The sequence below is a fragment of the Acinetobacter sp. ACNIH1 genome (assembly GCF_002934695.1).
In the GTDB taxonomy this organism is placed as follows: Bacteria; Pseudomonadota; Gammaproteobacteria; order Pseudomonadales; family Moraxellaceae; genus Acinetobacter; species Acinetobacter variabilis.
The window spans coordinates 2044043-2066848 of sequence record NZ_CP026420.1 but is presented as its reverse complement, the minus strand read 5'-3'; the positions used below and the strand labels follow the sequence as shown (position 1 = coordinate 2066848).

20 protein-coding genes and 1 tRNA gene are annotated in these 22806 nt (G+C 41.4%); 10 read left to right on the top strand and 11 right to left on the bottom strand.

The window, feature by feature from the left end; genetic code table 11:
• Positions 1-118: 118 nt before the first annotated feature.
• On the bottom strand, positions 119-853 hold the full coding sequence (locus C3F22_RS10135; protein WP_004783085.1) for a phosphoadenylyl-sulfate reductase: 735 nt from the start codon (positions 851-853) through the stop codon (positions 119-121).
• Between the two features lie 208 nt (positions 854-1061).
• Between C3F22_RS10135 and thrH the strand changes: the two genes are divergently transcribed.
• Positions 1062-1679, top strand: a complete 618-nt coding sequence (gene thrH, locus C3F22_RS10130) for a bifunctional phosphoserine phosphatase/homoserine phosphotransferase ThrH (protein WP_004783083.1) — start codon at positions 1062-1064, stop codon at positions 1677-1679.
• Between the two features lie 70 nt (positions 1680-1749).
• Here the strand turns inward: thrH and C3F22_RS10125 are convergent, their stop codons facing one another.
• From C3F22_RS10125 to C3F22_RS10110, 4 genes are all read right to left on the bottom strand, one after another.
• Positions 1750-2967, bottom strand: a complete 1218-nt coding sequence (locus C3F22_RS10125; protein ID WP_104426482.1) for an OmpP1/FadL family transporter — start codon at positions 2965-2967, stop codon at positions 1750-1752.
• Positions 2968-3288: 321 nt separating this feature from the next.
• Entirely contained in the window at positions 3289-4617 is a 1329-nt protein-coding gene (locus C3F22_RS10120) for an OmpP1/FadL family transporter (protein ID WP_004783080.1), read from the bottom strand.
• Positions 4618-4954: 337 nt separating this feature from the next.
• A tRNA-Arg gene (locus C3F22_RS10115) sits at positions 4955-5030 on the bottom strand.
• 90 nt (positions 5031-5120) lie between these two features.
• On the bottom strand, positions 5121-6473 hold the full coding sequence (locus C3F22_RS10110; RefSeq protein ID WP_004783078.1) for an amino acid permease: 1353 nt from the start codon (positions 6471-6473) through the stop codon (positions 5121-5123).
• A 332-nt stretch (positions 6474-6805) separates the two neighbouring features.
• Between C3F22_RS10110 and prpF the strand changes: the two genes are divergently transcribed.
• Positions 6806-7996 carry a 2-methylaconitate cis-trans isomerase PrpF gene (gene prpF, locus C3F22_RS10105; RefSeq protein WP_004783077.1) on the top strand — a complete coding sequence of 397 codons (1191 nt, stop codon included), beginning with the start codon at positions 6806-6808 and terminating at the stop codon, positions 7994-7996.
• Positions 7997-8220: 224 nt separating this feature from the next.
• Positions 8221-9129 (top strand): polyprenyl synthetase family protein, encoded by a 909-nt coding sequence (locus C3F22_RS10100; RefSeq protein WP_004783076.1) that lies wholly within the window; start codon positions 8221-8223, stop codon positions 9127-9129.
• Between the two features lie 82 nt (positions 9130-9211).
• On the opposite strand, the gene putP is transcribed toward C3F22_RS10100, so the two are convergent.
• The 5 genes from putP to C3F22_RS10075 form a co-directional block, all read right to left on the bottom strand.
• On the bottom strand, positions 9212-10723 hold the full coding sequence (putP, locus tag C3F22_RS10095) for a sodium/proline symporter PutP (RefSeq protein ID WP_004783075.1): 1512 nt from the start codon (positions 10721-10723) through the stop codon (positions 9212-9214).
• Positions 10724-10936: 213 nt separating this feature from the next.
• A complete protein-coding gene (locus tag C3F22_RS10090) occupies positions 10937-11788 on the bottom strand; it encodes an SPFH domain-containing protein (RefSeq protein WP_004783074.1) in 852 nt (283 codons plus the stop codon).
• A 3-nt stretch (positions 11789-11791) separates the two neighbouring features.
• Complete coding sequence (locus tag C3F22_RS10085; protein ID WP_004783073.1) at positions 11792-12274, bottom strand: NfeD family protein; 483 nt, start codon at positions 12272-12274, stop codon at positions 11792-11794.
• Positions 12275-12375: 101 nt separating this feature from the next.
• The gene (locus C3F22_RS10080; RefSeq protein ID WP_004783071.1) at positions 12376-13293 is read right to left on the bottom strand and encodes a patatin-like phospholipase family protein; all 918 of its coding nucleotides are present in this window, start codon (positions 13291-13293) and stop codon (positions 12376-12378) included.
• A gap of 64 nt (positions 13294-13357) precedes the next feature.
• Positions 13358-13987, bottom strand: coding sequence for a 1-acyl-sn-glycerol-3-phosphate acyltransferase (locus C3F22_RS10075; RefSeq protein WP_004783069.1), 630 nt, complete (start codon positions 13985-13987; stop codon positions 13358-13360).
• A gap of 133 nt (positions 13988-14120) precedes the next feature.
• Between C3F22_RS10075 and C3F22_RS10070 the strand changes: the two genes are divergently transcribed.
• From C3F22_RS10070 to C3F22_RS10060, 3 genes are all read left to right on the top strand, one after another.
• The gene (locus C3F22_RS10070) at positions 14121-15362 is read left to right on the top strand and encodes an MFS transporter (protein WP_104426481.1); all 1242 of its coding nucleotides are present in this window, start codon (positions 14121-14123) and stop codon (positions 15360-15362) included.
• Between the two features lie 136 nt (positions 15363-15498).
• Positions 15499-16626, top strand: coding sequence for a porin (locus C3F22_RS10065; RefSeq protein ID WP_005234516.1), 1128 nt, complete (start codon positions 15499-15501; stop codon positions 16624-16626).
• A 136-nt stretch (positions 16627-16762) separates the two neighbouring features.
• Complete coding sequence (locus C3F22_RS10060) at positions 16763-17464, top strand: HAD family hydrolase (protein WP_104426480.1); 702 nt, start codon at positions 16763-16765, stop codon at positions 17462-17464.
• Here C3F22_RS10060 and C3F22_RS10055 read toward each other — a convergent pair.
• Complete coding sequence (locus C3F22_RS10055) at positions 17461-18138, bottom strand: DUF421 domain-containing protein (RefSeq protein ID WP_104426479.1); 678 nt, start codon at positions 18136-18138, stop codon at positions 17461-17463. The genes C3F22_RS10060 and C3F22_RS10055 overlap by 4 nt on opposite strands.
• A 478-nt stretch (positions 18139-18616) precedes the next feature.
• On the opposite strand from C3F22_RS10055, the gene C3F22_RS10050 reads away from it, so the two are divergent.
• The 4 genes from C3F22_RS10050 (at position 18617) to C3F22_RS10035 (ending at position 22774) form a co-directional block, all read left to right on the top strand.
• Positions 18617-19303 (top strand): carbonic anhydrase, encoded by a 687-nt coding sequence (locus tag C3F22_RS10050; protein WP_104426478.1) that lies wholly within the window; start codon positions 18617-18619, stop codon positions 19301-19303.
• Between the two features lie 142 nt (positions 19304-19445).
• Positions 19446-20489 carry a molecular chaperone DnaJ gene (locus tag C3F22_RS10045; RefSeq protein WP_104427013.1) on the top strand — a complete coding sequence of 348 codons (1044 nt, stop codon included), beginning with the start codon at positions 19446-19448 and terminating at the stop codon, positions 20487-20489.
• A 193-nt stretch (positions 20490-20682) separates the two neighbouring features.
• Positions 20683-21045, top strand: a complete 363-nt coding sequence (locus C3F22_RS10040; RefSeq protein WP_034580853.1) for an endonuclease domain-containing protein — start codon at positions 20683-20685, stop codon at positions 21043-21045.
• 538 nt (positions 21046-21583) lie between these two features.
• Positions 21584-22774 carry a hypothetical protein gene (locus C3F22_RS10035; protein ID WP_005234524.1) on the top strand — a complete coding sequence of 397 codons (1191 nt, stop codon included), beginning with the start codon at positions 21584-21586 and terminating at the stop codon, positions 22772-22774.
• Positions 22775-22806 lie beyond the last annotated feature (32 nt).

The following is a 22806-nucleotide window of genomic DNA, read 5'->3' as shown; positions in this document are numbered from 1 at the left end:
TTAGAATTATTGGTATCACATTACAAAGTATAGCGATTTTGTCGCATAAAGGTACTGATTTTTCTGTAGCCGATTGGTTCACAAAAAAACCACCCGACGAACGGATGGTTTTTTAAGATTATTTTTTCAAGTTCCCGGCATGCAAGCCACATTCTTTATGGGTGGCTTCTTCCCACCACCAGCGTCCTTCACGTTCATGCTGATTTGGCAGCACAGGACGGGTACAAGGTTCACAGCCAATGGAGATAAAACCTTTTTCATGTAGTGGGTTGTATGGAATTTCCATCATTCGGATATAATTCCACACATCTGCACTAGACCAGTTGGCAAGGGGATTATATTTAATCAGCTGTTTGCCTGGACCAGAAAAACCTTCATCAGATTGAACCACCGGAATGTCATTCCGTGTTCCCGGGCTTTGGTCTTTACGCTGACCGGTAATCCAGCCATCTAAAGTTGCCAGTTTTTTGCGTAAAGGTTGCACCTTGCGGATTCCGCAACATTCCTGATGGCCGTCACGGTAAAAACTGAACAAACCTTTTTCAGTCGTCAGTTGTTGAATCTCCTCTGTTTCCGGGAAGCAGATTTCGATATCAATATTATAGTGCTGACGAACCTTTTCAATAAATTGATAAGTCTCAGCATGCAGACGCCCTGTATCCAGGCTAAATACCCGGAAAGGTTTACCTAAATTGGATGCCATATCAATCAGTACGACATCTTCTGCACCGGAAAATGAAATGGCAATTTCGCCTTCCTGGTCGAGAGCAAGCGCTAAAATTTCACTTGGTGATTTATCTGCATATTCAGATGCGAGCGCATCTACCATAGCAATAGTGGGGATTTTGGTCATATGAGTCCTGGCGACATAGGCTTGGAAATGACGTGGCCTATATGAATTTATTTCAGATTTATTCTATTTTAATAGAAATGCCCAAAGCTACTTATCACTAAAAAATAAATACTTATGAAAAAAACAGATTTAAAAAAGAACAGTGCAAAATCTTTTTCTTCAGCTATGATAGGGCAAAATTTTTTCAATACAACTGAGGGGATGCTTCATGGAAGTCGTATGTCTAGATCTAGAGGGCGTTTTGGTTCCAGAAATCTGGATCAATTTTGCTAAAAAAACAGGTATTAAAGAGCTCGAAGCAACGACACGTGATATTCCTGACTATGATGTGTTGATGACCCAGCGTTTGAATATTTTAAAACAGCATGGTTTGGGTCTAAATGATATCCAGGCTGTGATTGCGGATATGGGGCCATTTGAAGGCGCCAAGGAATTTGTAGAATGGGTAAGTACTCATTTTCAGCTGATTATTCTGTCTGACACTTTCTATGAATTTGCTCATCCTTTAATGAAGCAACTAGGCTGGCCAACGATTTTCTGTCATAAGCTGGAAACTGATGAAGAGGGCATGATCACTGCTTATAAACTTCGCCAGCCAGATCAGAAGCGTCAGGCAGTGAAAGCATTACACGGTCTGAATTTCCGTGTGATTGCAGCCGGTGATTCATATAACGATACCACAATGCTGGGTGAAGCAGATCATGGCTTCCTGTTCGACGCACCAGAGAATGTGATTGCAGAATTCCCGCAATTCCCGCCAATTTATGGTTATGACGCATTGAAAGAAGCAATCCGTAATGCATCGGTACGTAATATTCCAGCTTAATTTTTAAGTTTGAAATTAAAAAAAGGCACCAAAGGGTGCCTTTTTTTATTAGAGTAAAACTCTTTATTGCTTAGAAACGGTAGCCGATTTTTAGGCCATAACCCATGGCATGGTTGTCTTCAAAATCACCTACAATAGTACCGCCAGTTTGTGCTTGGGCATCGCCTAACCAGAAATATTTTACGCCAGCCTGAATAAAGTAATTCTCAGCAGGGCTATATTGAGCACCTAAGCCTACATTCCAGTAACCTTCAGTTGGACCTAAAGTCGTTACAGGGTTGCCTGCACCTGAGTCATAACCTACAGAAGCTGAACCTGACCATTTATTATTGAATTTGCGACCTACACCGACTGTTGCTGACCATTGATCATTAGAGTAATCGATCAGATTTTGTGCTTTTCCTTTTGCCAAGGCTGAAGCTTGAGCGAGTAAAGATGGTGTTACAGCAAATTGATCCCAATGAACCCAACGAAGATTTGCAAAAGCAATAGTATTTTGAGCGACACCTGATTGCAGATCAATATTTACCGACTGAGGTGTAACCGCCTCTACAGTACTTTCTCTTTCACCTAAAGTCGCCAATAATGGTTTTGCTGGACTTAAAGGATGACCTGCATCAGGAAGTTGTTGTCCTAAAAGAGCTAAATCAGACTGTTCAGAAGATTTTGCTTTATGCTTAATTTCTGAACGATAGGTAACAGAAGCTTTTAATGCAATTTCAGGAATTTGATAAGCAAATCCAGCAAGCCATCCAAAGGCTTCTTCTTGTTTAAGCTGAATGTTATAGCCACTTAATAAAGAATAAGCACCCCCCCGTAATTTAATATCAGCCTCAACAGTTTGCCACACTGGACCAGCATAGAAATTCCAGTTTTCTGTAGGTTGATAACCAATGAGGGCAGTTAAATTATGTGTGTCAACATCAACTGATGTACCTTCTACACCATTACCAAAAGAACCAGCAGTTTCAGCGTATGTTGCATCTGCTCCAAAAGGTTGATCATAGATCAAGCCTAAAGAAATTTTGTCTGTTGCTTGAACTTTAATTGCAGCAGAGGGGAAATAGTAATCTTCCCCCATGTCGTTAATTTTTTCACCTTCAAAAGCAGATACTTTAGATGTCCCTTTCACAGTTGGATCAAGAACAGAAATTCCTGCTTCTGTATAGTTACCAGGTTGTAAAAAAGCCTGAATAGACTGGCCTGAACGGTCTAAACCGGCAGCGAACACGAGAGAAGTAGGCAGGCTAGAAAGAAGAATAGCGATAGAGATTGGCTTAAGCTTCATGGCTCATCCTTGACAATGTTGCATAAATATTAATAAAAGTTGTGGAAAAGTAACACAAATTTAAAAAGAGTAAATGCTCCACTTCGTCCAAGAAATTAACTATGGCGGTTATAAAAAATGATTGCTTAGAGTATTTATACTATATTTTTTTGATTAACTTAATGAAAATAAACAAATAATAATTTTTATCAAAATATATTAAAAACAAAATTTAGGCAAAATTTGATTGGTGATAAAAGCATCGAATAGTATACGGGTGTATAAAAATATAAATGAGACAATAAAAACCACCCGAAGGTGGTTTTTATTAACTAACAGGAATTAGAAGCGATAGCCCATTTTTAAGCCATAACCTAAAGCATGGTTATCTTCAAATTGTGCCACAGAGTTTCCTGTACCAAACATTGATGCAGGTTGAGCTTTAGCATCACCTAACCAGAAGTACTTCACACCACCAGCGATAAAGTAGTTTGCAGCAGGTGAGAATTGTAGACCTAGGCCAACGTTCCAGTAACCTTCAGTTGGACCTAAAGTTGAAACAGGGTTGCCTGCACCTGAATCCCAACCTACAGAGACATTACCTGCCCATTTTTCATTAAATTTACGGCCTACACCTACAGTAGCTGACCATTGATCATCTGTATAACCCACTAAGTCAAAACCATTTGGATTATCTGGGGTTAAGCCTGCGGCACCTAAAGCTTCTGAAACTGTACCAAACTGTTCAGGACGAATTGAAAAATCTTCCCAGTTTACCCAGCGCACATTAGCAAAAGCGACTGTGTCAGCCATGATACCAGTTTGGAAATCAAGGTTTACAGATTGTGGAGTTGTAATTTTGGTAGTAGTGTTTTCGTTATATACCGCACCTGGTCCAGGAACTAAACCAGTTAAAATTAAGCTTGTACCATATTCATTCGTTGCTGCTTCGTGATCAATTTCAGAGCGATACGTTAAAGATGCTTTTAATGCGATTTCAGGAATTTGGTAAGCTAAACCTGCAATCCAGCCTACTGCAGAATCTTTCTTCATATCTGCATTATATTGGCCTAATGCAATAGTAGAACCGTATGCGGTACCACGTAGTTGAACATTCCCTTTAACGGTCTGGTATACCGCACCACCATATAGATTCCAGTTTTCAGTTGGTTGGAAACCTAATAGGAACGTTAAATTTTCGGTTGTAACTTCTACTTCAGTTGCTTCTTGGCCATCATGCAATAAGCCCTGTCCAGCAAATAATGCAGCTGGAAGCCCCAAGCCTGCTAATGCTGGGTTTGCTCCAGCATCACCAACTGAATAGGCTGCATCAGCACCAAAAGGTTGATCGTATAAAAGACCCACTGATAATTTATCAGCTACTTGAAACTTTAATGCTGCACTTGGGAAGTAATAATCTTCGCCCATGTCTGATAGAGAGGTATTCTCAAGACCAGCTAAAGCTGCAGGAATAGCAGCGTTAGGTGTATAACCTGCATTAGCTTTACCAGATACAGATGGATCTAAAACAGAAATACCTGCTTCAAAATAGTTACCAGGTTGTAGGAAGGCTGCAATAGATTGGCCTGAACGATCTAGTGCTGCTGCAAATGCGCCTGTCATAGGTACAGTTGCAAGAATCATTGCAGTAGTTAATGTTTTTAATTTCATTTACGTCTTTCCTTGAGGTACAAATTTATATCTAGCGTTGTTGTTTGCACTTATTGAATTCTTGGAGATTTCGGGTATTTATCCGCAATCATTTGTTACTCCATGTGACAAAAATAGCACAATTAAAATAAGAGTAAATGCTCTAGAAAAAACTAATTAGTCTAAAAAAGCACCAAAATAGAGTTTTTGCACCAAAAAATGGCCTTATTTTGAAATAAGTATTTGAAAGTAAAAGAAATAAAATAATGGAGAAAAAATGATTTTTTGTATAAAAAATATTCTAAAAATATGAAGATTAACGCTAATTTTTTGAAGTATAGATCACATTTTGAAAGGATGGTGCGCCCTGCGGGACTCGAACCCACGTCGGTCGCTTAGGAGGCAACTGCTCTATCCAGTTAAGCTAAGGGCGCGAAAAAAGGCTATTGTACTGTAAAAAATGCAAAAAAAAAGTTATTGCCGAAGCAATAACTTTAAAAATCATCGATTAAAAGATTTTTTGATTAATTCTTAGGGCGCAGTGCCTTAAACAGAATAAACATGATCACGACCCAAATCGGAAGCATCAGTACCGATTCTTTAAAGCCTTGTGTCCACATGATGTAAAGAATGGTCGCAATGAAAGCTAAAACCAGAATATTACTTGCAGGTGACCACAATGCAGGGAAACTGGTCTTTTGTCCTAACTGCTTCATGCTTTGCATAAACTTGAAGTGAGTCAGACTAATCATGGCCCAGTTCAGTACCAGTGCACCTACCACTACATAAATCAGGTGACTTAAGGCATCTTCAGGAACAAAGTAGTTTAGAAGTACACAGCCGAAAATCAGCAGGGCAGAGAACAGAACTGCAGGAATTGGAACGCCTTGTTTGTTCACAGTCTTAAAGATTTTAGGGGCATTACCTTGCTGTGCCAGACCATAGAGCATACGGCTATTAGCATACATACCACTGTTATAAACAGAAAGTGCAGCTGTCAGGATGATGAAGTTCAGCAGATGTGCTGCCCAGTCAATCCCCAATTGGCTAAAGATCATTACAAACGGGCTTTTATCCAGACCACCCAGTTCCAGCTGGTTCCAAGGCACTAAAGATAACAGAATGGTCAACGCACCTACATAGAACACCAGAATACGGAATACAACCTGATTAATCGCTTTTGGAATAGTTTTTTCTGGATTTTCAGCTTCTGCTGCCGCCATCCCGATCAGTTCAATACCACCGAAGGCAAACATCAGGAAGGCCAGCATATAGAATAAGCCTTCAAAGCCATTCGGGAAGAAACCGCCTGCTGTCCAAAGGTTGCTGAAAGAAGCTCCTGAAGAAGCATCAGCAGTCAGGATCAGATAGAGACCAAAGACAATCATGGAAATGACCGCAGTCACTTTTACAATGGATAGCCAGAATTCTGATTCACCGTAGAATTTTACATTGCCGAGATTGACCAGCGTAATTACGATGAAGAAAAACAGGACTGAGGTCCAAGCTGGAATATGAGGCCACCAGTAATTAATATATTTTGCAACGGCGGTGAGCTCGGTCATAGCCACCAGGATATATAAGATCCAGTAGTTCCAACCCGCAAGGAAACCAGGGAATTTGCCCCAGTATTTATAAGCAAAATGGCTGAATGAACCTGCTACAGGTTCATGAACAATCATCTCACCCAATTGACGCATGATTAAGAATGCAATTAAGCCACCAATGGCATAGCCAAGAATAATAGAAGGACCCGCAGATTGGATCACCTGTGCGGAACCTAAGAATAAGCCTGTGCCAATTGCACCGCCCATGGCGATCAACTGAATATGACGGTTCTTTAAGCCACGCTGAAGTTGTGAAGACTCGTTATTCAAAGTGTTCAGCCCGACAATGTAAGAAATAGGTATAAAGATTGTAATGGAACAAAGATAAGAAGCCTAGAGCACCCGTCTGGATGAAATATTATTATCGTATTTATAAAAAAAAATTATAAAAATAAATAGAATAAAAGATATGTGAATCAATATATTAATTTTATTGAAAATGTAACTGATGAGTTTGCTGTTTTTTTAACTCGACACAAATGCTGTTTTTTTATACTTAGGTCGGGCAAGGCGACTACTTGGCTTTAAACCGATTATACTCGTCTCACAAATATTCAATAATTTTGATCAGAATAAAGACAAGCCAGAGGAAGAAAGTATTCATGAGTTTCGCTGCCCAAATCAAAATCCCGGCCACTTACATGCGCGGAGGCACCAGTAAAGGGGTGTTCTTTAAACTGGACGATTTACCTGCTGCTGCACAACAGGCAGGCCGAATTCGGGACCAGTTATTATTAAGAGTGATCGGCAGCCCGGATCCATATGGCAAGCAGATTGATGGGATGGGCGGTGCCAGTTCAAGTACCAGCAAAACCGTGATTCTGACTAAAAGTCAGCAAGAAAATCATGATGTGGATTATCTTTTTGGTCAGGTATCGATTGATCGACCTTTTGTGGACTGGAGTGGTAATTGTGGCAATCTGACTGCAGCAGTTGGGGCATTTGCGATTTCCAATGGCCTGGTCGATCCTGCACGTATTCCTGAAAATGGGCTGTGTACGGTGCGAATCTGGCAGGCGAATATTCAGAAAACCATTATCGCCCATGTACCGATGCAGAATGGTCAGGTTCAGGAATTAGGTGATTTTGAGCTGGATGGCGTAACTTTCCCAGCAGCCGAAGTACAGATTGAATTTCTGGATCCTGCCGATGATGATGCCGAGGGCGGTTCAATGTTTCCGACCGGAAATTTAACCGATACGCTGGAAGTACCGAATATTGGCAGCTTTGAAGTAACGATGATTAATGCCGGGATCCCGACAGTTTTCTTAAAGGCAGAAGATCTAGGCTATAACGGTACCGAGTTACAGGACCATATCAATAATGATGCAGCTGCCTTGGTGAAGTTTGAAACCATCCGAGCCTATGCTGCTCAACAGATGGGGCTGATTCAGGATATTAGTGAAGCTGTTACACGTCAGCATACGCCAAAGATCGCTTTTGTGGCTCCGCCAAAGACTTATACGTCCTCTAGTGGTAAGGAAGTCACTGAAACAGATAGCGATATTCTGGTCCGTGCCTTATCGATGGGTAAGTTGCATCATGCCATGATGGGAACAGCCGCTGTAGCGATTGGAACAGCGGCAGCGATTCCGGGAACCTTGGTTAATCGTGTTGCAGGTGGCGGTGAACGTGAATCAGTCCGCTTTGGTCATCCTTCCGGTACCTTAAGAGTGGGTGCGCAAGCAGTGCAGGAAAATGGAGAATGGAAAGTAAAAAAAGCCATCATGAGTCGTAGTGCGCGTGTGCTAATGGAAGGTTGGGTGCGTGTTCCTGAAGATGTTCTTTCTTAAAATTATTTCTTGAGAAATTAGCCTAAGTAAAACCATCAGTTCTCTGGTGGTTCTTTTATTGATGCAGATTTTCTACCTCAAATTTTCAGTCTAAATACAGAATTATGAAACAACATTTGGATTTAAGACTGAAAATTCAAAGCAATTCTAGGTACAATGCCTGATAACAGACAGGCACTTATAAACTGTCATTTTATTATTCTGGCTACGTATTCGAGGCGAATGTGTCATCTATCACTGACGTATCAACCCATGCACTAACTCAAGCACAACAACGGATTCAACACGATTTAATGACTGCTTTGGAAGCCTTTTCCATTCCGGAACCGTTAAAGTCGGCAGTACATCATGCCGTAATGCTAGGAGGAAAGCGGGTACGTCCAGCACTCTGTTATGCCACTGCCGCTTTAAAACCGAATCAGAATAGTGCTGCGGTACGCCGTGCCGCAGTTGCGATCGAGTTTATTCATTGCTATTCACTGGCACATGATGATCTGCCATGTATGGACAATGACTTGTTACGTCGTGGTCAGCCAACCTGTCATGCTGCTTTTGGTGAAGATACGGCTCTTTTGGCGGGTGATATTTTGCAATCTATGGCGTTTGAAATTCTGGGTAGTCGTCTGTTTGATCAGGGGCCTGCAGTAGAACCTGCGATTGTCTTGAAGCAGATGCAGATTCTGGCGACTGCTTCCTCGAAAATGGTCAATGGTCAGGTACTGGATTTACAGGCCGAAGGCAAAAAAATTGATCAGGAAGCACTGGAGACGATTCACCGAAATAAAACCGGTGCCTTGATCAGTGCAGCGATTATGATGGCAGCGGTGACGATCTTTGAAGGGACTGATCTGGCCATTCCAAAATTGCGTGAATTCGGGCAAGCGATTGGTCTTGCTTTCCAGGTGCAGGACGATATTCTGGATATTATTTCTGATACAGAAGTGCTGGGTAAAACGGCGGGCAAGGATGAACAGGTGGAGAAGTCAACTTATCCAGCATTAATGGGTTTAGAGAAAGCCCAAGCCTATGCACAGCAATTACATGATCAGGCCATGACTGCACTGAATCATTTTGAAAGTCAAGCCGATGACCTGATGCAGATTACCCAGTTCCTGCTGACCCGTAAAAGCTGATTTTAAAACTAGTCTTCTTGAAATTAGCTTAAAACGAGCATAAAAAAGAGGACTTAAAGTCCTCTTTTTGTTTTATATTGAATTATTTGCTTTCGTTATACAGACGTTCTGCCTGTTCAAAGCGTGTCGTAATTTCAGCTGTTGGCGCTTTGCCTAAGAGACTCACAACCACAATCGCAATCCATGAACAGATAAAGCCTGGAATAATTTCATAGATGCCGGCTGGAATAAAGCCAAGACCTGTTCCGCCAATAGTATTCTTCCACAGAATCACCATACATGCACCAACGATCATGCCTGCCAAAGCGCCATTCAAGGTCATACGTTTCCAGAACAGAGACAGAATAATCAGTGGACCAAAAGCAGCACCAAAACCAGCCCAGGCATACGCCACCAGCCCCAGCACTTTAGATTCAGGATTACCAGCCATCCAGATTGCCAATAAAGCAATGAGAAGCACCATCAAACGACCGACCCAAACCAGTTCTTTTTGTGAGGCATTTTTACGTAGGAATGATTTATAGAAGTCTTCAGTCAGGGTACTTGAACACACCAGTAACTGACAGCTAAGCGTACTCATCACCGCGGCCAAAATTGCCGCCAGAACCACACCGGCAATCCATGGATTGAACAGAATTTTAGTCAGTTCCATAAATACGGTTTCAGGATTGGCATTCACCACAGCAGCGAGTTCCGGATGTTGCTGGAAATAGGCAATACCAAAGAAACCTGCGGCCACTGCACCACCCAAACAAAGCGTCATCCAGGTCATCCCGATACGGCGTGCATTTGGGATCGACTTCACTGAATCGGCGGCCATGAAACGCACTAAAATATGCGGCTGACCAAAATAACCCAAACCCCATGCCATTAATGACAGGATCGCGATGGTACTCAGATCACCGACCAAGTTCATGGCCTGTGGACGTGCGGCTTCCAAAGCGAGCGTAACTTGCGACATATCTGAAAAAGTCAGGATGGTTACGATTGGCGTAAGAAGCAGGGCGAAGATCATCAGGGTTGCCTGAATGGTATCGGTCCAGCTGACTGCCAGGAAGCCGCCAATAAACACATAACTGATGGTTGCAATCGCACTGATCCAGAGCGCTGTACTATAAGACATGTCGAACATGCTTTCGAACAGCCGTGCACCTGCCACCATGCCTGAAGCACAATAAATTGCAAAGAAAATCAGAATGACAAATGCCGAAACCACACGCAGCACTTTTTTCTGATCATTAAAACGGTTCGAGAAATAATCCGGCAGGGTCAGGGCATTGTGCTGGACTTCGGTATGGACCCGTAAACGGCCCGCAACCAGCAGCCAGTTCAGCCAGGCACCGATAATCAGACCAATCGCAATCCACATTTCGGACAAACCTGAAAGATAAATTGCGCCCGGCAAGCCCATCAGCAGCCAGCCACTCATGTCGGAAGCCCCTGCAGAAAGTGCAGTTACGAAACTACCTAAACGTCGGCCCCCTAAGATGTAATCAGAAAAGTTGTTTGTCGCGCGGTATGCCATCAGGCCAATTACGACCATGCCGACAATATAAAAAAGAAAGGTAATTAAGGTTGGATTTAGGGAGCTCATACGGTATCCATTTTTAAGTTGGACAGTAGATCGAAACAAGGATTATGACAGATGCGAAAGACTTTAATCCGAAAGCCAGGCAACATCGAATCCAGAGGATTTCAAAAATAAACGCGAAATTTAACCATAAATTCACAATCTTTGCTGAGATTTTCTTATTTTGAAAGAAAATAGGCAACCAATTGGCTGCCTATTGTGAAGTATCTCTGAAATTTAGTGACGTCCCATCACACCGCGAATGGTATTCAGCACATCGGCAGGCAAGACCACAGTCTTGGCATTTGGAGACTTGGCCATATCCTGCATGGCTTTGACATATTGTTCACCCAACAGATAAGCCACAGGAATTTCCTTATCGCCAATTGCCTGACTCACCATATCAATCGCACGCTGTGAAGATTCTGCCAGTACGACTTGCGCTTCTGCATCACGACGTGACGCTTCCAGACGACCATCAGCTTCCAGAATGGCGGCCTGTTTTTCACCATCCGCTTTAGTGACGGTTGCACGACGTTGACGCTCTGCCGCTGCCTGTTCTTCCATGGCTGTCTGCATGGTTACAGAAGGTTTGATATCCTGGATTTCAACCGTCTTTAAGGTGATTCCCCAGTCTGAAATATCATCAGAAATGCTGGACTTTAAACGTGCCTTGATATGATCACGCGAAGATAAGGCATCATCCAGATCCATTTCACCTACGATTGAACGTAGCGAAGTTTGTACCAGGTTCTGAATTGCCCATGAGTAGTTCTCAATCCCGTACACCGCTTTTTCAGGAGTTGTCAGGTTGATATAAGCCACCGCATTCATCAGCAAGACGGCGTTATCGCGGGTAATTACCTCTTGAGAAGGAATATCCAGAACGATATCTTTGGTGGTGACTTTATAAGCCACTTCATCTACGTAAGGAATGACAAAATTCAGGCCAGGATTAAGCGTGATGTGATATTTACCCAGACGTTGCACAATCCATTTATAGCCTTGTGGAACAATCCGTACACCTTTAAAAATGGTAATCGCAACAAAGGCCAAGAACGCAATAACAATGATAGTGCCAGCAGACATAATTTATTCACCTTTTTCGTTTTGATATTGAGTGCTGTGGGGCTGTACAACCAGGTCATTTCCCAGAATATCGACAACACGGACACGATCCCCAACCTGAACTTTATCCAGAGCACGGCAATCCCATTCATCCGAGCCTAGAACCGGTAGCGGAAAACGAACCCGAATCTGATCCTGTTCAAGATCGGTCTGAATCACCATGCCAATTTGGCCAATAGTGGCCTCACGCGACAAGCCGGCTTTGGTCTTGTCGATAGAAAGCGGCTTGATAAACTTGAACCAGAGCAAGGTACAAAGAACAGACAGGATGATCCAGGTCAGGATCTGGGTGGTCAGTCCCATCATCGGGAACATCCAGTACAGAATGCCGACCATAATGGCACCAATCCCGAACCAGAGGGCAGCAAAAGCGGGCAGGAGTAATTCTGACAGAATAAGAAGTATTCCCAATACAAACCAGTGCCAAGGTTCAAGAACTAATTCCATATCGTGACCTATATTGCTAAGTATTTAATTAATCATCATCTTTATATGATTTACTTCCAATGTAGCAGATGCTGCAGCAGATGAATATAAAAAATTTCTGATTAAAATTTTGCCGGTCGTGCAGGCTTGAATGCAGCCGGAGACTGCCTAAAATCACTGATGGCTTTTTCAATTGAACGGATTTTCAGTTGCGCGGCTTTTTCACCTTCAAGAATGGTCTCATTGCTGGCTTTTAAATCCAGCGTACCAATATGACCTACTTTAGGCTGGATCACGATATTAGCTTGCCTGAGTTCTTCATTGATACTTTGCTGACCCATAATATTAATAGTCTGGTCCAGTACGCCCCACATGTTGAGTGCTTTATTGCTGTCCGGACGTGCAGATATATCTACGGCAATAACAATATCTGCTCCCATATCTTTGGCCGTTTTTACTGGAATTGGACTAACCAGACCGCCATCGACATATTTTGTACCGCCAATTACAGCGGGCACAAAGACATTCGGAATACTGCAAGAGGCACGCACGGCTTGTCCGGCATTGCCTTTGATAAAGTCAGCTTTACGGCCATTGTCTAGGCGGGTTGCCACTGCCGCGAAGCGAATCGGGAACTGTTCAATCGGTTTATTCGCCACATTTTTATTGACGAAATCCTGCAGTTTCTGTCCGGCAATAATCCCTTGGCGGTTCAGGGTTAAATCACGAATATCGGATTCTTTAAAGTTCAAGGCGATTTGCTGCAACTGATAAGGAGATTTGCCGCTGGCATACAGGCTACCCACGAAGCTTCCGGCACTGGTTCCAGTAACAATCTTCGGTTTGATGCCGTGCGATTCGAGGACTTTGAGTACCCCGATATGGGCAAAGCCTTTGGCACCGCCACCACCAAGCGCAATAGCCACCACAGGTTCACGAGCCTGAAGAGGAGTAGAGGTTGTTGGGGTTTTAGTAGCTTTATCACATGCTGCAAGGCTTAAACCCAAGCAGCCAATCAGAGCATAACGGGTTAATTTCATTATAAAAAACTGGCGATTAAATCAACAAAATTCAGGCTATCACATCAAAAAAAGCCAGTTTTGCCTAGTCTTTTTTCAAAAGCTTTTGTAACGGCTTGGCGACCCAATCCGGATTTTTGGCCGAAAATTTACCTTCATAATACTTATAGATCTGTTCCAGATCATATTCATAATCACCTGTCAGGTGATATACACCGAGGATATGAACGGTCTTGATGTCATAGTCAAAGGAAAACATCACAATCGGCAAATGGGCTGCCTTGGCAATATGATAAAAACCACTGCGGATTTTTTCTGGCGCCTTGCGAGAACCTTCCGGTACCATACCTACCCAGATTCGGTCTGTCTTATTAATCACATCAACAATTTGTCGGGTGTGGCCTTGCGGTGTATCGCGTACTACAGGAACCACACCGATCCATTCCAGAATGGGTTTAAGCGGAGTACGAAACAGGCTGTCTTTACCAAAAATCGTAATCTGAATATCCAGACCAAGTAGGGCATTAAAACCTAGCCAGGCATCGATATTCGAGGTATGCGGGGAAATAATCGCTACTGCTTTAGGCAGGTTAGGGAACTCGCCTTTGAGCTGCCAGCCTTGAGCCAAAAATAGCTGTTTAAACAGGGTTTGGCTCAGTTTACCTCCGCGGGAGGGAACCAATGGAGGGAGTTTTGGGAAACGTGTTGTACTCATCGATGTCTCATCCTGAAACGTATTTTTCTTTATTTTTGATCATATTAGACTGTTGTAAAATCTGGATCATTGGCAAAATGTATAGCGATGATGGATGCTTTTAGCATTTTTACCTTAAGGACCTGCGCTGAATATGCGGAATACTTATATTTTATTGTTTTCCCTATATTGGGCACAGGGGCTTCCGGTCGGATTTATGACCCATGCCTTGCCGGTCATTCTGCGAGCTGAAGGCGTATCTCTGGCACATATTGGTGGCTTTGGCCTGCTCATGCTGCCATGGTCGATTAAAATCTTCTGGGCACCTTTAGTTGATCGCCATGGATCAAAAGCTAGAGGTCATTATCGAAGCTGGATTATTCCTTTGCAATGGCTTTCTGTCGCTGTACTGATTGGGCTGTCCTTCTTGCCGATCCAAGCCTTAAACCAGCCCCTGTTTCTGCTGACCTTTTTTATCACGTTGTTAGTGATGAATGGGATCGGCGCTACTCAGGATATTGCTACAGATGGACTGGCAGTCAATATTCTAAAAAATGAACAACAGCACTGGGGCAATACCTTTCAGGTGATTGGCTCCCGCTTGGGCTTTATTGTTGGAGGCGGGGCAATCCTGTGGTTACTCGATTTTTTGCATTGGCAGATGACCTTTTTGCTGCTGGCAGCTCTGGTCTTTCTGAATACTTTACCGGTGTTATGGTTTAAAGAGCCGGATCACCAAAAGATGATTTCTTCATCATCTGAAAAATTACCTGCTCGGACTAGAATCAAAGCTTATTTTCAATATTTTTTAGCTGATTATACCTTGGCGAAATGGCTGCTGGTTTTACTAACCTTTAAAGTGGCGGATGGTCTGTCTGGGCCATTATTAAAACCTTTGATGGTCGATTTGGGACTGAGTTTTAGCCAGATTGGTATTTATGTCACCATGCTCGGCGCTTTTGCAGCGTTGATTGGCGCAGGGCTAGCTGGCTGGTGTTTGAAATACTGGTCTCGTAGCTGGAGCTTAATGATTTTCTCTATTCTGAAAATACTCAGTCTAATCGCTTATGCCTGGCTGGCTGCACAATATGAAGTCCAAAACAAAGTAGCAAACTGGATCATTTATCTCATTAATGCTGTCGAGGATATGATATCGGCCATGCTCTTAGTCGTTATGTTGACCTTGGTGATGCAATACAGTCGCAAGCATCTGGCAGGGACTGATTTCACCTTTCAGGTCGCCTTGATGGCTACTATAAGCGGGGGACTTTATAGCCTGAGCGGGCTACTAGGGGACGCTTTGGGTTACCAAAACTATCTAAATTTGATCGTAATCATCGCGATTTTTTGCCTGATTCCTATTTTCCGATGGATGAAAGTAGCAAAAAATATTTAAAATCTCTTATGAATAAATAGGTTAATTGACTCCCCACCTAAAGTATTAAAAAGAATATGTAAATATTTTTTTAATAATTTTGTAATATAGGCGCCGTGTGTATTATTTGTAACAAAATAAGTTAAAGGATTTTTTAATGAAAACTAAGTTAGCAACAGCAATCGCACTCAGCCTTTTAGCGGGGACTACATTTGCAGCACCAACTTTCTATGGTGAAATTGACGTAACTGCAGATTACCTACCTGAAGACAATGTAGGTAAGAACCGTGACGTTGTAGAATTAAATAGCAATAATTCATTCATCGGTATTAAAGGTGATGAAAAACTGACTGACCGTTTAAGCGCACTTTATCAAGCTGAATTAACCTTCTATACAGATGATGGTCAGGGTGGCGAGGGTAATGATACTTTTGTACCGCGTAATATCTTTGTTGGTTTAAAAGATGAAAAACTGGGTGCTTTAAAAGTAGGTAAAATTGATACGCCTGTAAAACAGCTTTCTGCGGTTGTAGATACTTTTAATAACTATATTGATAATAAAGCCGATGTCGCAGGTATTTTTACTGGTGAAAACCGTATTGATAACGTTGTAGTTTATGAAGCTCCAGCTCTTGCGGTAGGTGAAGGTAAACTTAAAGCGACTGCACTATTAGCAACTGGTGAAGCGAGTGGTGTATCTAAATCCAATGGTGGTTCTAAAGTTGCAGGCCGTGGTTTAGGCGATGCATGGTCAGCATCTGTAGTCTATGACAGCAAACCTGTAGTTTTAGGTCTTGGTTATGACAAAGCGATTCCATCAAACTTTGCAGGTCGTGGTTTTGTAAATGCTTCTGCTCCGGAAGTAACAGGTGGGGTAGCAGGTAGTGCATTTGCTGCAGCGAACACTATTCGTGCGATTGGTCGTGTAAACCTTGATGGTGGTCTGTCTCTACGTGCTTTATACCAAACTTCAGAAGTTGAAGGTGTTGCAGGTAATGATGCTGCAGCTGCATCTATTGATGATGCACAAGGCTGGTTAATTGGTGCAGAATACAACCTGCCAAATGCAAAAAACTGGACAGTAAAAGGTCAATATAGCCAGAACACGACTGAATTTACTACGGCTAAAGCTGATTATGAAGCACAACAAATTATTGTTGGTGCAGACTATGCTTTCTCTAAACAAGTCAAAGCTTATGGCTATGCAGGTTATCTAACACTTGAACAAGGTTCATTAGAAACTAAACAACCAGTGGTTGGTACAGGCGTCGAATACAAGTTCTAATTTTAGAACAAAATAAAAGCGGTGCTTCGGCATCGCTTTTTTATGCCTGAAACAACAAAACTTAGCAATTTTAGGTCTAATCCTGAAAGTTCCCAGCTGTTACCATGACAGAAAATCCTCTATTCCTTTTTAAATTATGACCATTCAAGCTGTTTTATTCGATCTTGACAATACCTTGACGCATCGTGACCTGACGACACAGGCCTATAGCCGTTATCTGGCAGAATATTATGCTTCAGCATTTGCACAGGTTGAGCTTGAGAAAATTATCGAAATTGTACGACGCATTGATAATGGCGGTTATCCGAAAAAGGAATTGCTGACTCATGGCAGTATTGGCGCTTCAGCTGCATATGCATTGTTGCAGGAATTATCCTGGTTAACTCCACCAGATCTAGAGGAGCTAGCGCAGTTCTGGTTCAGCGAGTTTGGACGTTTCGCCGTAGAGATGCCGCAAGCAGGGCAAGTATTAAAACAGCTTAAAACTGAAGGTTATCGCTTGGCCATTGTATCCAATGGCGGACATGAGACCCGATTAAATACCATTCGCGGTTTAGGTATTGCAGAGTATTTTGATGAGATTATCAGTTCAGGTCTGGTCGGCTTTAATAAACCGCAACCGGAAATTTTCCAGATTACCGCAGAGCGTTTAGGCGTACAGCCAGAACAATGTCTTTATATTGGTGATCATCCTGTCAATGATGTTCAAGGCGCAACAGCCGCAGGTATGCATGCTTTGTGGATGCAAGGTTTCCATCCGGATGCCGGACATATTCAATATAAGATTCAGCAATTACCAGAAATCTTTGATCATTTGCAGCGGCTTAAGCAGCTTTAAGTAATCCGGTGGCTATTCATGGCTTTTGCCCATTGATGAGAATGACAGCGTGGACAAGTTTGTTCTGCTTCTTTTAAATGCTGGACTTGACCGCAATAAATACAGGCATAAAGCTCTTCTGGCTTGACTTCTTTGACAATGCAGCAGGATTTAGGGAAAAGCGGGAGCCCATGCCGAACATCATCTGGATGGAAATATAGAATACTGAATTTACCATCTGTTTCCAGTAAACCTAAGCGCACCTGACCCAAATGCTCAATGCCTTGCTGACGCATCTCAGCAAAGAATTCATCATGAGACATTTTGCCTTTTTTAATTTCATCAATGACCAGTAAACCATCTTCCACAATATGAATCGGTTTGCCTTCGAGCAGGTCTTCAAACCATTGAAATTTCATCATGAGCCAGGTGGTCAGACGATACAGGAAAATGATCACCGACATGATCAGTGCTGCCTGAATCAGGGGAAGATCTTCTGTAAACATCGGATCGCCGGCAATAGAACCTAAGGCAAGAATGATGGTGACTTCAAAGATCGAAAGTTGTCGTACCCCACGTTTACCTGTCAGCCGCAGAAACAGGATAATCATCGCGTACATGACTACACAGCGCAGCAAAATCTCTGTGGCAAATTCCCAGGTCGTATCATTTATAAATATGGTGGCCCAGTCCATTGTTATTATTCCAGATCACTCTTTGTTCTAAGTCTAGCAATCTCGGCTGTTAGTTTGCTGCTGTAATTGTGTAAGTTTTTGAATAAAAATAAATTATATTTTTTGAATGTGATCGCTATGAGTAAAAGATATAGCGATTTTAAGAAAATAAGATAGATATTTCATGTAAATATTGATTGATTATTCAACAGAATAAATTTGAACCAGTTCACATTTTTCTTTGTATGACTTTCAATCAGTACAAATAATATCCTACTGAAATATATCAAGATAAAATCTGAGCAATTTCCTAGGAATAATGAGAACTATTTAATGATTTGTAATCAAATAACTTGATACTTATAAATTTCTGTATGTTGTGGCCTGAAAAATATAGTGATTAGATCAAGCTAAAAATCTGTTTTTTAAATTAAAAATATTGATTTTGACTTCCAAGAAAGGATGTATTGTGAAAAAGATATTCACGCTTTTAACGGTTATGGGCTTAAGTACAGCGGTATTTGCAGATACAGACTGGAACTATACGCAGCCTGAGCAATGGTCGACTCTAAACCAGAAATATTCAGCCTGTAATGGACTGAACCAGTCACCAATCAATATCGAACGAACTGTCAAAGCCGAACTGGAACCGCTCAAGTTTAGCTATAACACCATGATTCACGCAATCGAAAATAAAGGTCATACCGTTCAGGTAGACTTTGCTCAAGGCGGAGAATTACAGCTGGATGGTGAAACTTTTGTGCTGAAACAGTTTCATCTGCATAGCCCAAGTGAGAACCTGATTAAAGGCAAGAGCTATCCTCTAGAGATTCATTTTGTCCATGCCAATGCTCAAGGTGAACTTGCTGTAGTGGCGATGATGTTTGAGCAAGGTACAGAAAATCCGATGCTAAAACGTATGTGGAACCGCTTGCCGAAAAAGCAAGGTGAAAAAGTCGTCTTGAAGAACCCGCAACCTGTAAATGAGATGTTGCCTAAGAATCTGGATTATTATCGCTTTAGCGGTTCACTGACCACACCACCATGTTCCGAAGGCGTGCGCTGGTTGATTCTGAAAGAAATCCAGCAGGCTTCTGCGACACAGATTTCAGAATTTTCCAAGTTAATGGGACATCCAAATAACCGTCCAGTGCAGTCCTTAAATGGCCGTGTGGTACTGGAATAACAAAAATCTGGATGAGAAAGCAGACTTAGTTCTGCTTTTTTTAATTCTGATACAAATTTCAATAGCCTAAGGTGAAAAGAACTTTGTGGCGAATGCTGAAAGAATTAATATAGATAAGATTTCCTTGGGTCTTTCTGCTGCCATGCTCTTTGACTTAAAAACCATGATCCAGCCATTCACAGCGCTTTCGCCACAGCAGAAGAAGCTGGATCGTCTGATTGATAAAATCGAACAGCAGAAGTTGGAGTTAAAACAATGGCAACAGGCTGAAGAAGACCTACAGCAATATACTCATAAAACTTTCATGCCGGTCTATCATGAATTGCATGGTGTGTTGTTTGAGCAGCTCGAACAGCTCTGGACGCATTTACAGGAAACAGATTTCACCAAGGCCGAGTTGATAGTGCTGGATGAGAAGATTCAATACCTGGCAGATTATCTGCAAGATTCTCAAGCGATGTCAGCGCAAGAAGCCAATAAGGTCAATGAAATCTTCATCTATTATCAGCAACGCGCTGAACATGCTCAATTCAGAAAAAGCCAAAAAAAGACCAATGAACTGGAAAGGTTTTTTAAGAATGAAAATGTCCCAGATCCGGCTGATGCTGAGGGATTTGAAGAATGGGCCTCTGATCATTTTCAGCAAATCCGCGAGCAGGCCAAACTAAAACGCCAGCAGGAAAAACAGGAACAGGCGGCTGCGATGGCAGAGCAGTCAGTGAAATCTGTATATTTAAAGATTGCTGCGGCGATTCATCCGGATCGTGAAGCGAATGATGTAAAGAAGATTAAAAAGACTGAATTGTTGCAACGTGCCAACGAGGCCTATGCAGAACAGGATCTGTTTGCTTTACTAAAAATGCAGCTTCAGATTGAGCAAGATCGAGATCCTTCGCAAAAGAGTTTAAGTGCAGAGCAAGTCAAGCTGTATCAACTGGCTTTGGATGTGCAGAGCCAGAAGTTACAAGAACAGATTGATACCTTAATTCATAGATTGGTCTGGTCATCGAAAACCAGAATTGCAGTAAAAAAAGCAAAGGGAAAAGTTCAAATTGCTGATCTGTATAAGCAAATTGATGAAGATACTTCTACTATAAAGCAGCAGATTAAAGTAGAAAAAGAACGCCTGATGTATATTAAAAAGGTGAGTGGATTAGAGATATTTTTAAGGCATGGGATGCTTTAACTTAATTAGAATTACCTCTCCCTAACCCTCTCCTAGGAGGAGAGCGGACGGATGTGGTGTTGGAGGATTTGTGGAATATGTGTAGTGAATTAAAGCAAACCTCTCCCTTGCGCAGCAGTGCTGCTCATCTCCTAAGAGGAGAGGGAATTCCATTATGTATCATATAATAAGAATTATATTAAGAAGAAATAAAATGAAAATAGAACCCCAATTATTAGAATTCGCAAAATCCATGCGCCACACCGCCACCGATGCAGAACACCTCATGTGGCAACTGCTTCGTGCCAAACGTTTTATGAATCTGAAATTCCGTCGTCAACATGTGATTACACCTTATATTGTAGATTTTTACTGTCATGAAATTAGTTTGGTTGTTGAGTCAGATGGCGGTCAGCATGGAACGGATGATGCAAAAGAATATGATGTTGAACGGACTAAGTTTTTAGAGGCTTTAGGTTTAACGGTCGTGCGCTATTGGAATCATGATGTGTTGGGGAGGACGGATGTGGTTTTAGAAGACTTATGGCAGGTGTGTTCACAACTGAAAAAAGGATGAGTAATGAAGGCTCCTTTTCCCTCAGGGAGAGGGCTAGGGTGAGGGTAGAATTTATAATGAAAGAAATTTAAAAGCACCTCTCCCTAACCCTCTCCTAAAAGGAGAGGGAACTCCATTTTGAAATCCATGTAGGCATTAAATCAAATGACGCTCCCTCTCCCTATGGGAGAAGGCGGGGAAGAGGGTTTCTAAAATAAAAGCACCTCTCCCTAACCCTCTCCTAAAAGGAGAGGGGAATCCATTTTGAAATCCATGTAGGCATTAAATCAAATGACGCTCCCTCTCCCTATGGGAGAAGGCGGGGAAGAGGGTTTCTAAAATAAAAGCACCTCTCCCTAACCCTCTCCTAAAAGGAGAGGGGAATCCATTGTGAAATTCATACAAGAATTAAATCAAATAACGCTCCCTCTCCCTATGGGAGAGGGCTGGGGTGAGGGTTTGAACTATGAAAAAAATTATCTTTAAGTGACGGTCTAGCCTTTTGATAAATAATAGAAAAATGTATTATCACAAGGAGTTATGTTATTTGGATAATTAAATGGAAAATTTTTTCTTGGAATTACAAGAATTTAATCCTTTAGACATTGTAGAATTATTAGATAAAAGAAAATTAAATGATAGTTCAAAAAAAGGCGAAATTTGGGAAATCACAAATGAGATCAAACCAATTGATTTATTTTGCTATTTATCAGCAAAATATGGTGATCCCAATGGAATTTTAACAATATTAAAAAATGATGATTCAGATAATTTAATTCATTGGGATTGGATGTTAGATTCCCCTAAAGGACTAGTTCATATTCAAGGACATAATTTCAGAACAGAAATACATGTTAGTGGTGAAGTTATCGAGTTAGGACTAAATAAGTTCGACTTCATTAGCCAAATCAAAGGAGATTTTAAAAATTATGGACAAGGTATATCTATAACTAAAAAGTCATTGGAAAAATGGACTGAATTTATTAATCCGTATTATCGTATTAAGTCTACGATTGAACAAAGTTTTATAAAGTTAAATGAGCTGAATTTAAACTTAGAGCAAGATCGTATAGATTTAAAGATCACTCAAAATCAATTGGAGTTTGAGGAAGTTAAAGAAAAATGGACACAAACACTTCAAAAATATGATTTTGCAGTTGGGCAAGTCTTTGGTTTAAGAGCTATGTTGCCTGTTATGGCAGAATCTTTTGTAAATTTCTTATTATTTATATTAGCTAAGCCTGAAATTAAATCAAATGACAGACTCTATCAAACTACTCTTAGACAGCCTATAGATATTAGAGTTCAATCATTGCATTTAAATTGTAATGGATTTTCATCTAATGTTGATTATACAACAGAGGAGTGTAAAAGGTTTCATACTTTGATGAATGAAAGGAATGATTTACTTCATGGGAATGTAATTGTTAATAAACAAGCATTTGGCAGCGTATATTTTGATAATAAAATGCCTATTTTTGAGGAATATGAAGATTTTTGGGAAAAGAGTATAGGTGTTTCAATTCGAACGATGAATATAGCGTCTATTTATGATGAATACGAAGTTGTGAAAAATTTTATAAACTATATTTTGAGTAAATTAGATGTAAAAATTAGACCGCAAATTGAACATCTTTTAAGTACTGCTAGATTAGGATTTAATGAAAAAAATAAACGTGTTGGAATACTATTTCCTCCTTATTTGGTAGATATGAGAGTCCCGTTAGCTAAAAAAGAAAGGGCTGAATAATCAGCCCTTTATACTACAAATTAGATCAAACT

Bases quoted from the DNA above. Each gene is read 5' to 3' on its own strand.
- C3F22_RS10135 (WP_004783085.1), bottom strand. From the start codon at position 853: ATGACCAAAATCCCCACTATTGCTATGGTAGATGCGCTCGCATCTGAA.
- thrH (WP_004783083.1), top strand. From the start codon at position 1,062: ATGGAAGTCGTATGTCTAGATCTAGAGGGCGTTTTGGTTCCAGAAATC.
- C3F22_RS10125 (WP_104426482.1), bottom strand. From the start codon at position 2,967: ATGAAGCTTAAGCCAATCTCTATCGCTATTCTTCTTTCTAGCCTGCCT.
- C3F22_RS10120 (WP_004783080.1), bottom strand. From the start codon at position 4,617: ATGAAATTAAAAACATTAACTACTGCAATGATTCTTGCAACTGTACCT.
- prpF (WP_004783077.1), top strand. From the start codon at position 6,806: ATGAGTTTCGCTGCCCAAATCAAAATCCCGGCCACTTACATGCGCGGA.
- putP (WP_004783075.1), bottom strand. From the start codon at position 10,723: ATGAGCTCCCTAAATCCAACCTTAATTACCTTTCTTTTTTATATTGTC.
- C3F22_RS10090 (WP_004783074.1), bottom strand. From the start codon at position 11,788: ATGTCTGCTGGCACTATCATTGTTATTGCGTTCTTGGCCTTTGTTGCG.
- C3F22_RS10085 (WP_004783073.1), bottom strand. From the start codon at position 12,274: ATGGAATTAGTTCTTGAACCTTGGCACTGGTTTGTATTGGGAATACTT.
- C3F22_RS10080 (WP_004783071.1), bottom strand. From the start codon at position 13,293: ATGAAATTAACCCGTTATGCTCTGATTGGCTGCTTGGGTTTAAGCCTT.
- C3F22_RS10075 (WP_004783069.1), bottom strand. From the start codon at position 13,987: ATGAGTACAACACGTTTCCCAAAACTCCCTCCATTGGTTCCCTCCCGC.
- C3F22_RS10070 (WP_104426481.1), top strand. From the start codon at position 14,121: ATGCGGAATACTTATATTTTATTGTTTTCCCTATATTGGGCACAGGGG.
- C3F22_RS10065 (WP_005234516.1), top strand. From the start codon at position 15,499: ATGAAAACTAAGTTAGCAACAGCAATCGCACTCAGCCTTTTAGCGGGG.
- C3F22_RS10060 (WP_104426480.1), top strand. From the start codon at position 16,763: ATGACCATTCAAGCTGTTTTATTCGATCTTGACAATACCTTGACGCAT.
- C3F22_RS10055 (WP_104426479.1), bottom strand. From the start codon at position 18,138: ATGGACTGGGCCACCATATTTATAAATGATACGACCTGGGAATTTGCC.
- C3F22_RS10050 (WP_104426478.1), top strand. From the start codon at position 18,617: ATGGGCTTAAGTACAGCGGTATTTGCAGATACAGACTGGAACTATACG.
- C3F22_RS10045 (WP_104427013.1), top strand. From the start codon at position 19,446: ATGCTCTTTGACTTAAAAACCATGATCCAGCCATTCACAGCGCTTTCG.
- C3F22_RS10040 (WP_034580853.1), top strand. From the start codon at position 20,683: ATGAAAATAGAACCCCAATTATTAGAATTCGCAAAATCCATGCGCCAC.
- C3F22_RS10035 (WP_005234524.1), top strand. From the start codon at position 21,584: ATGGAAAATTTTTTCTTGGAATTACAAGAATTTAATCCTTTAGACATT.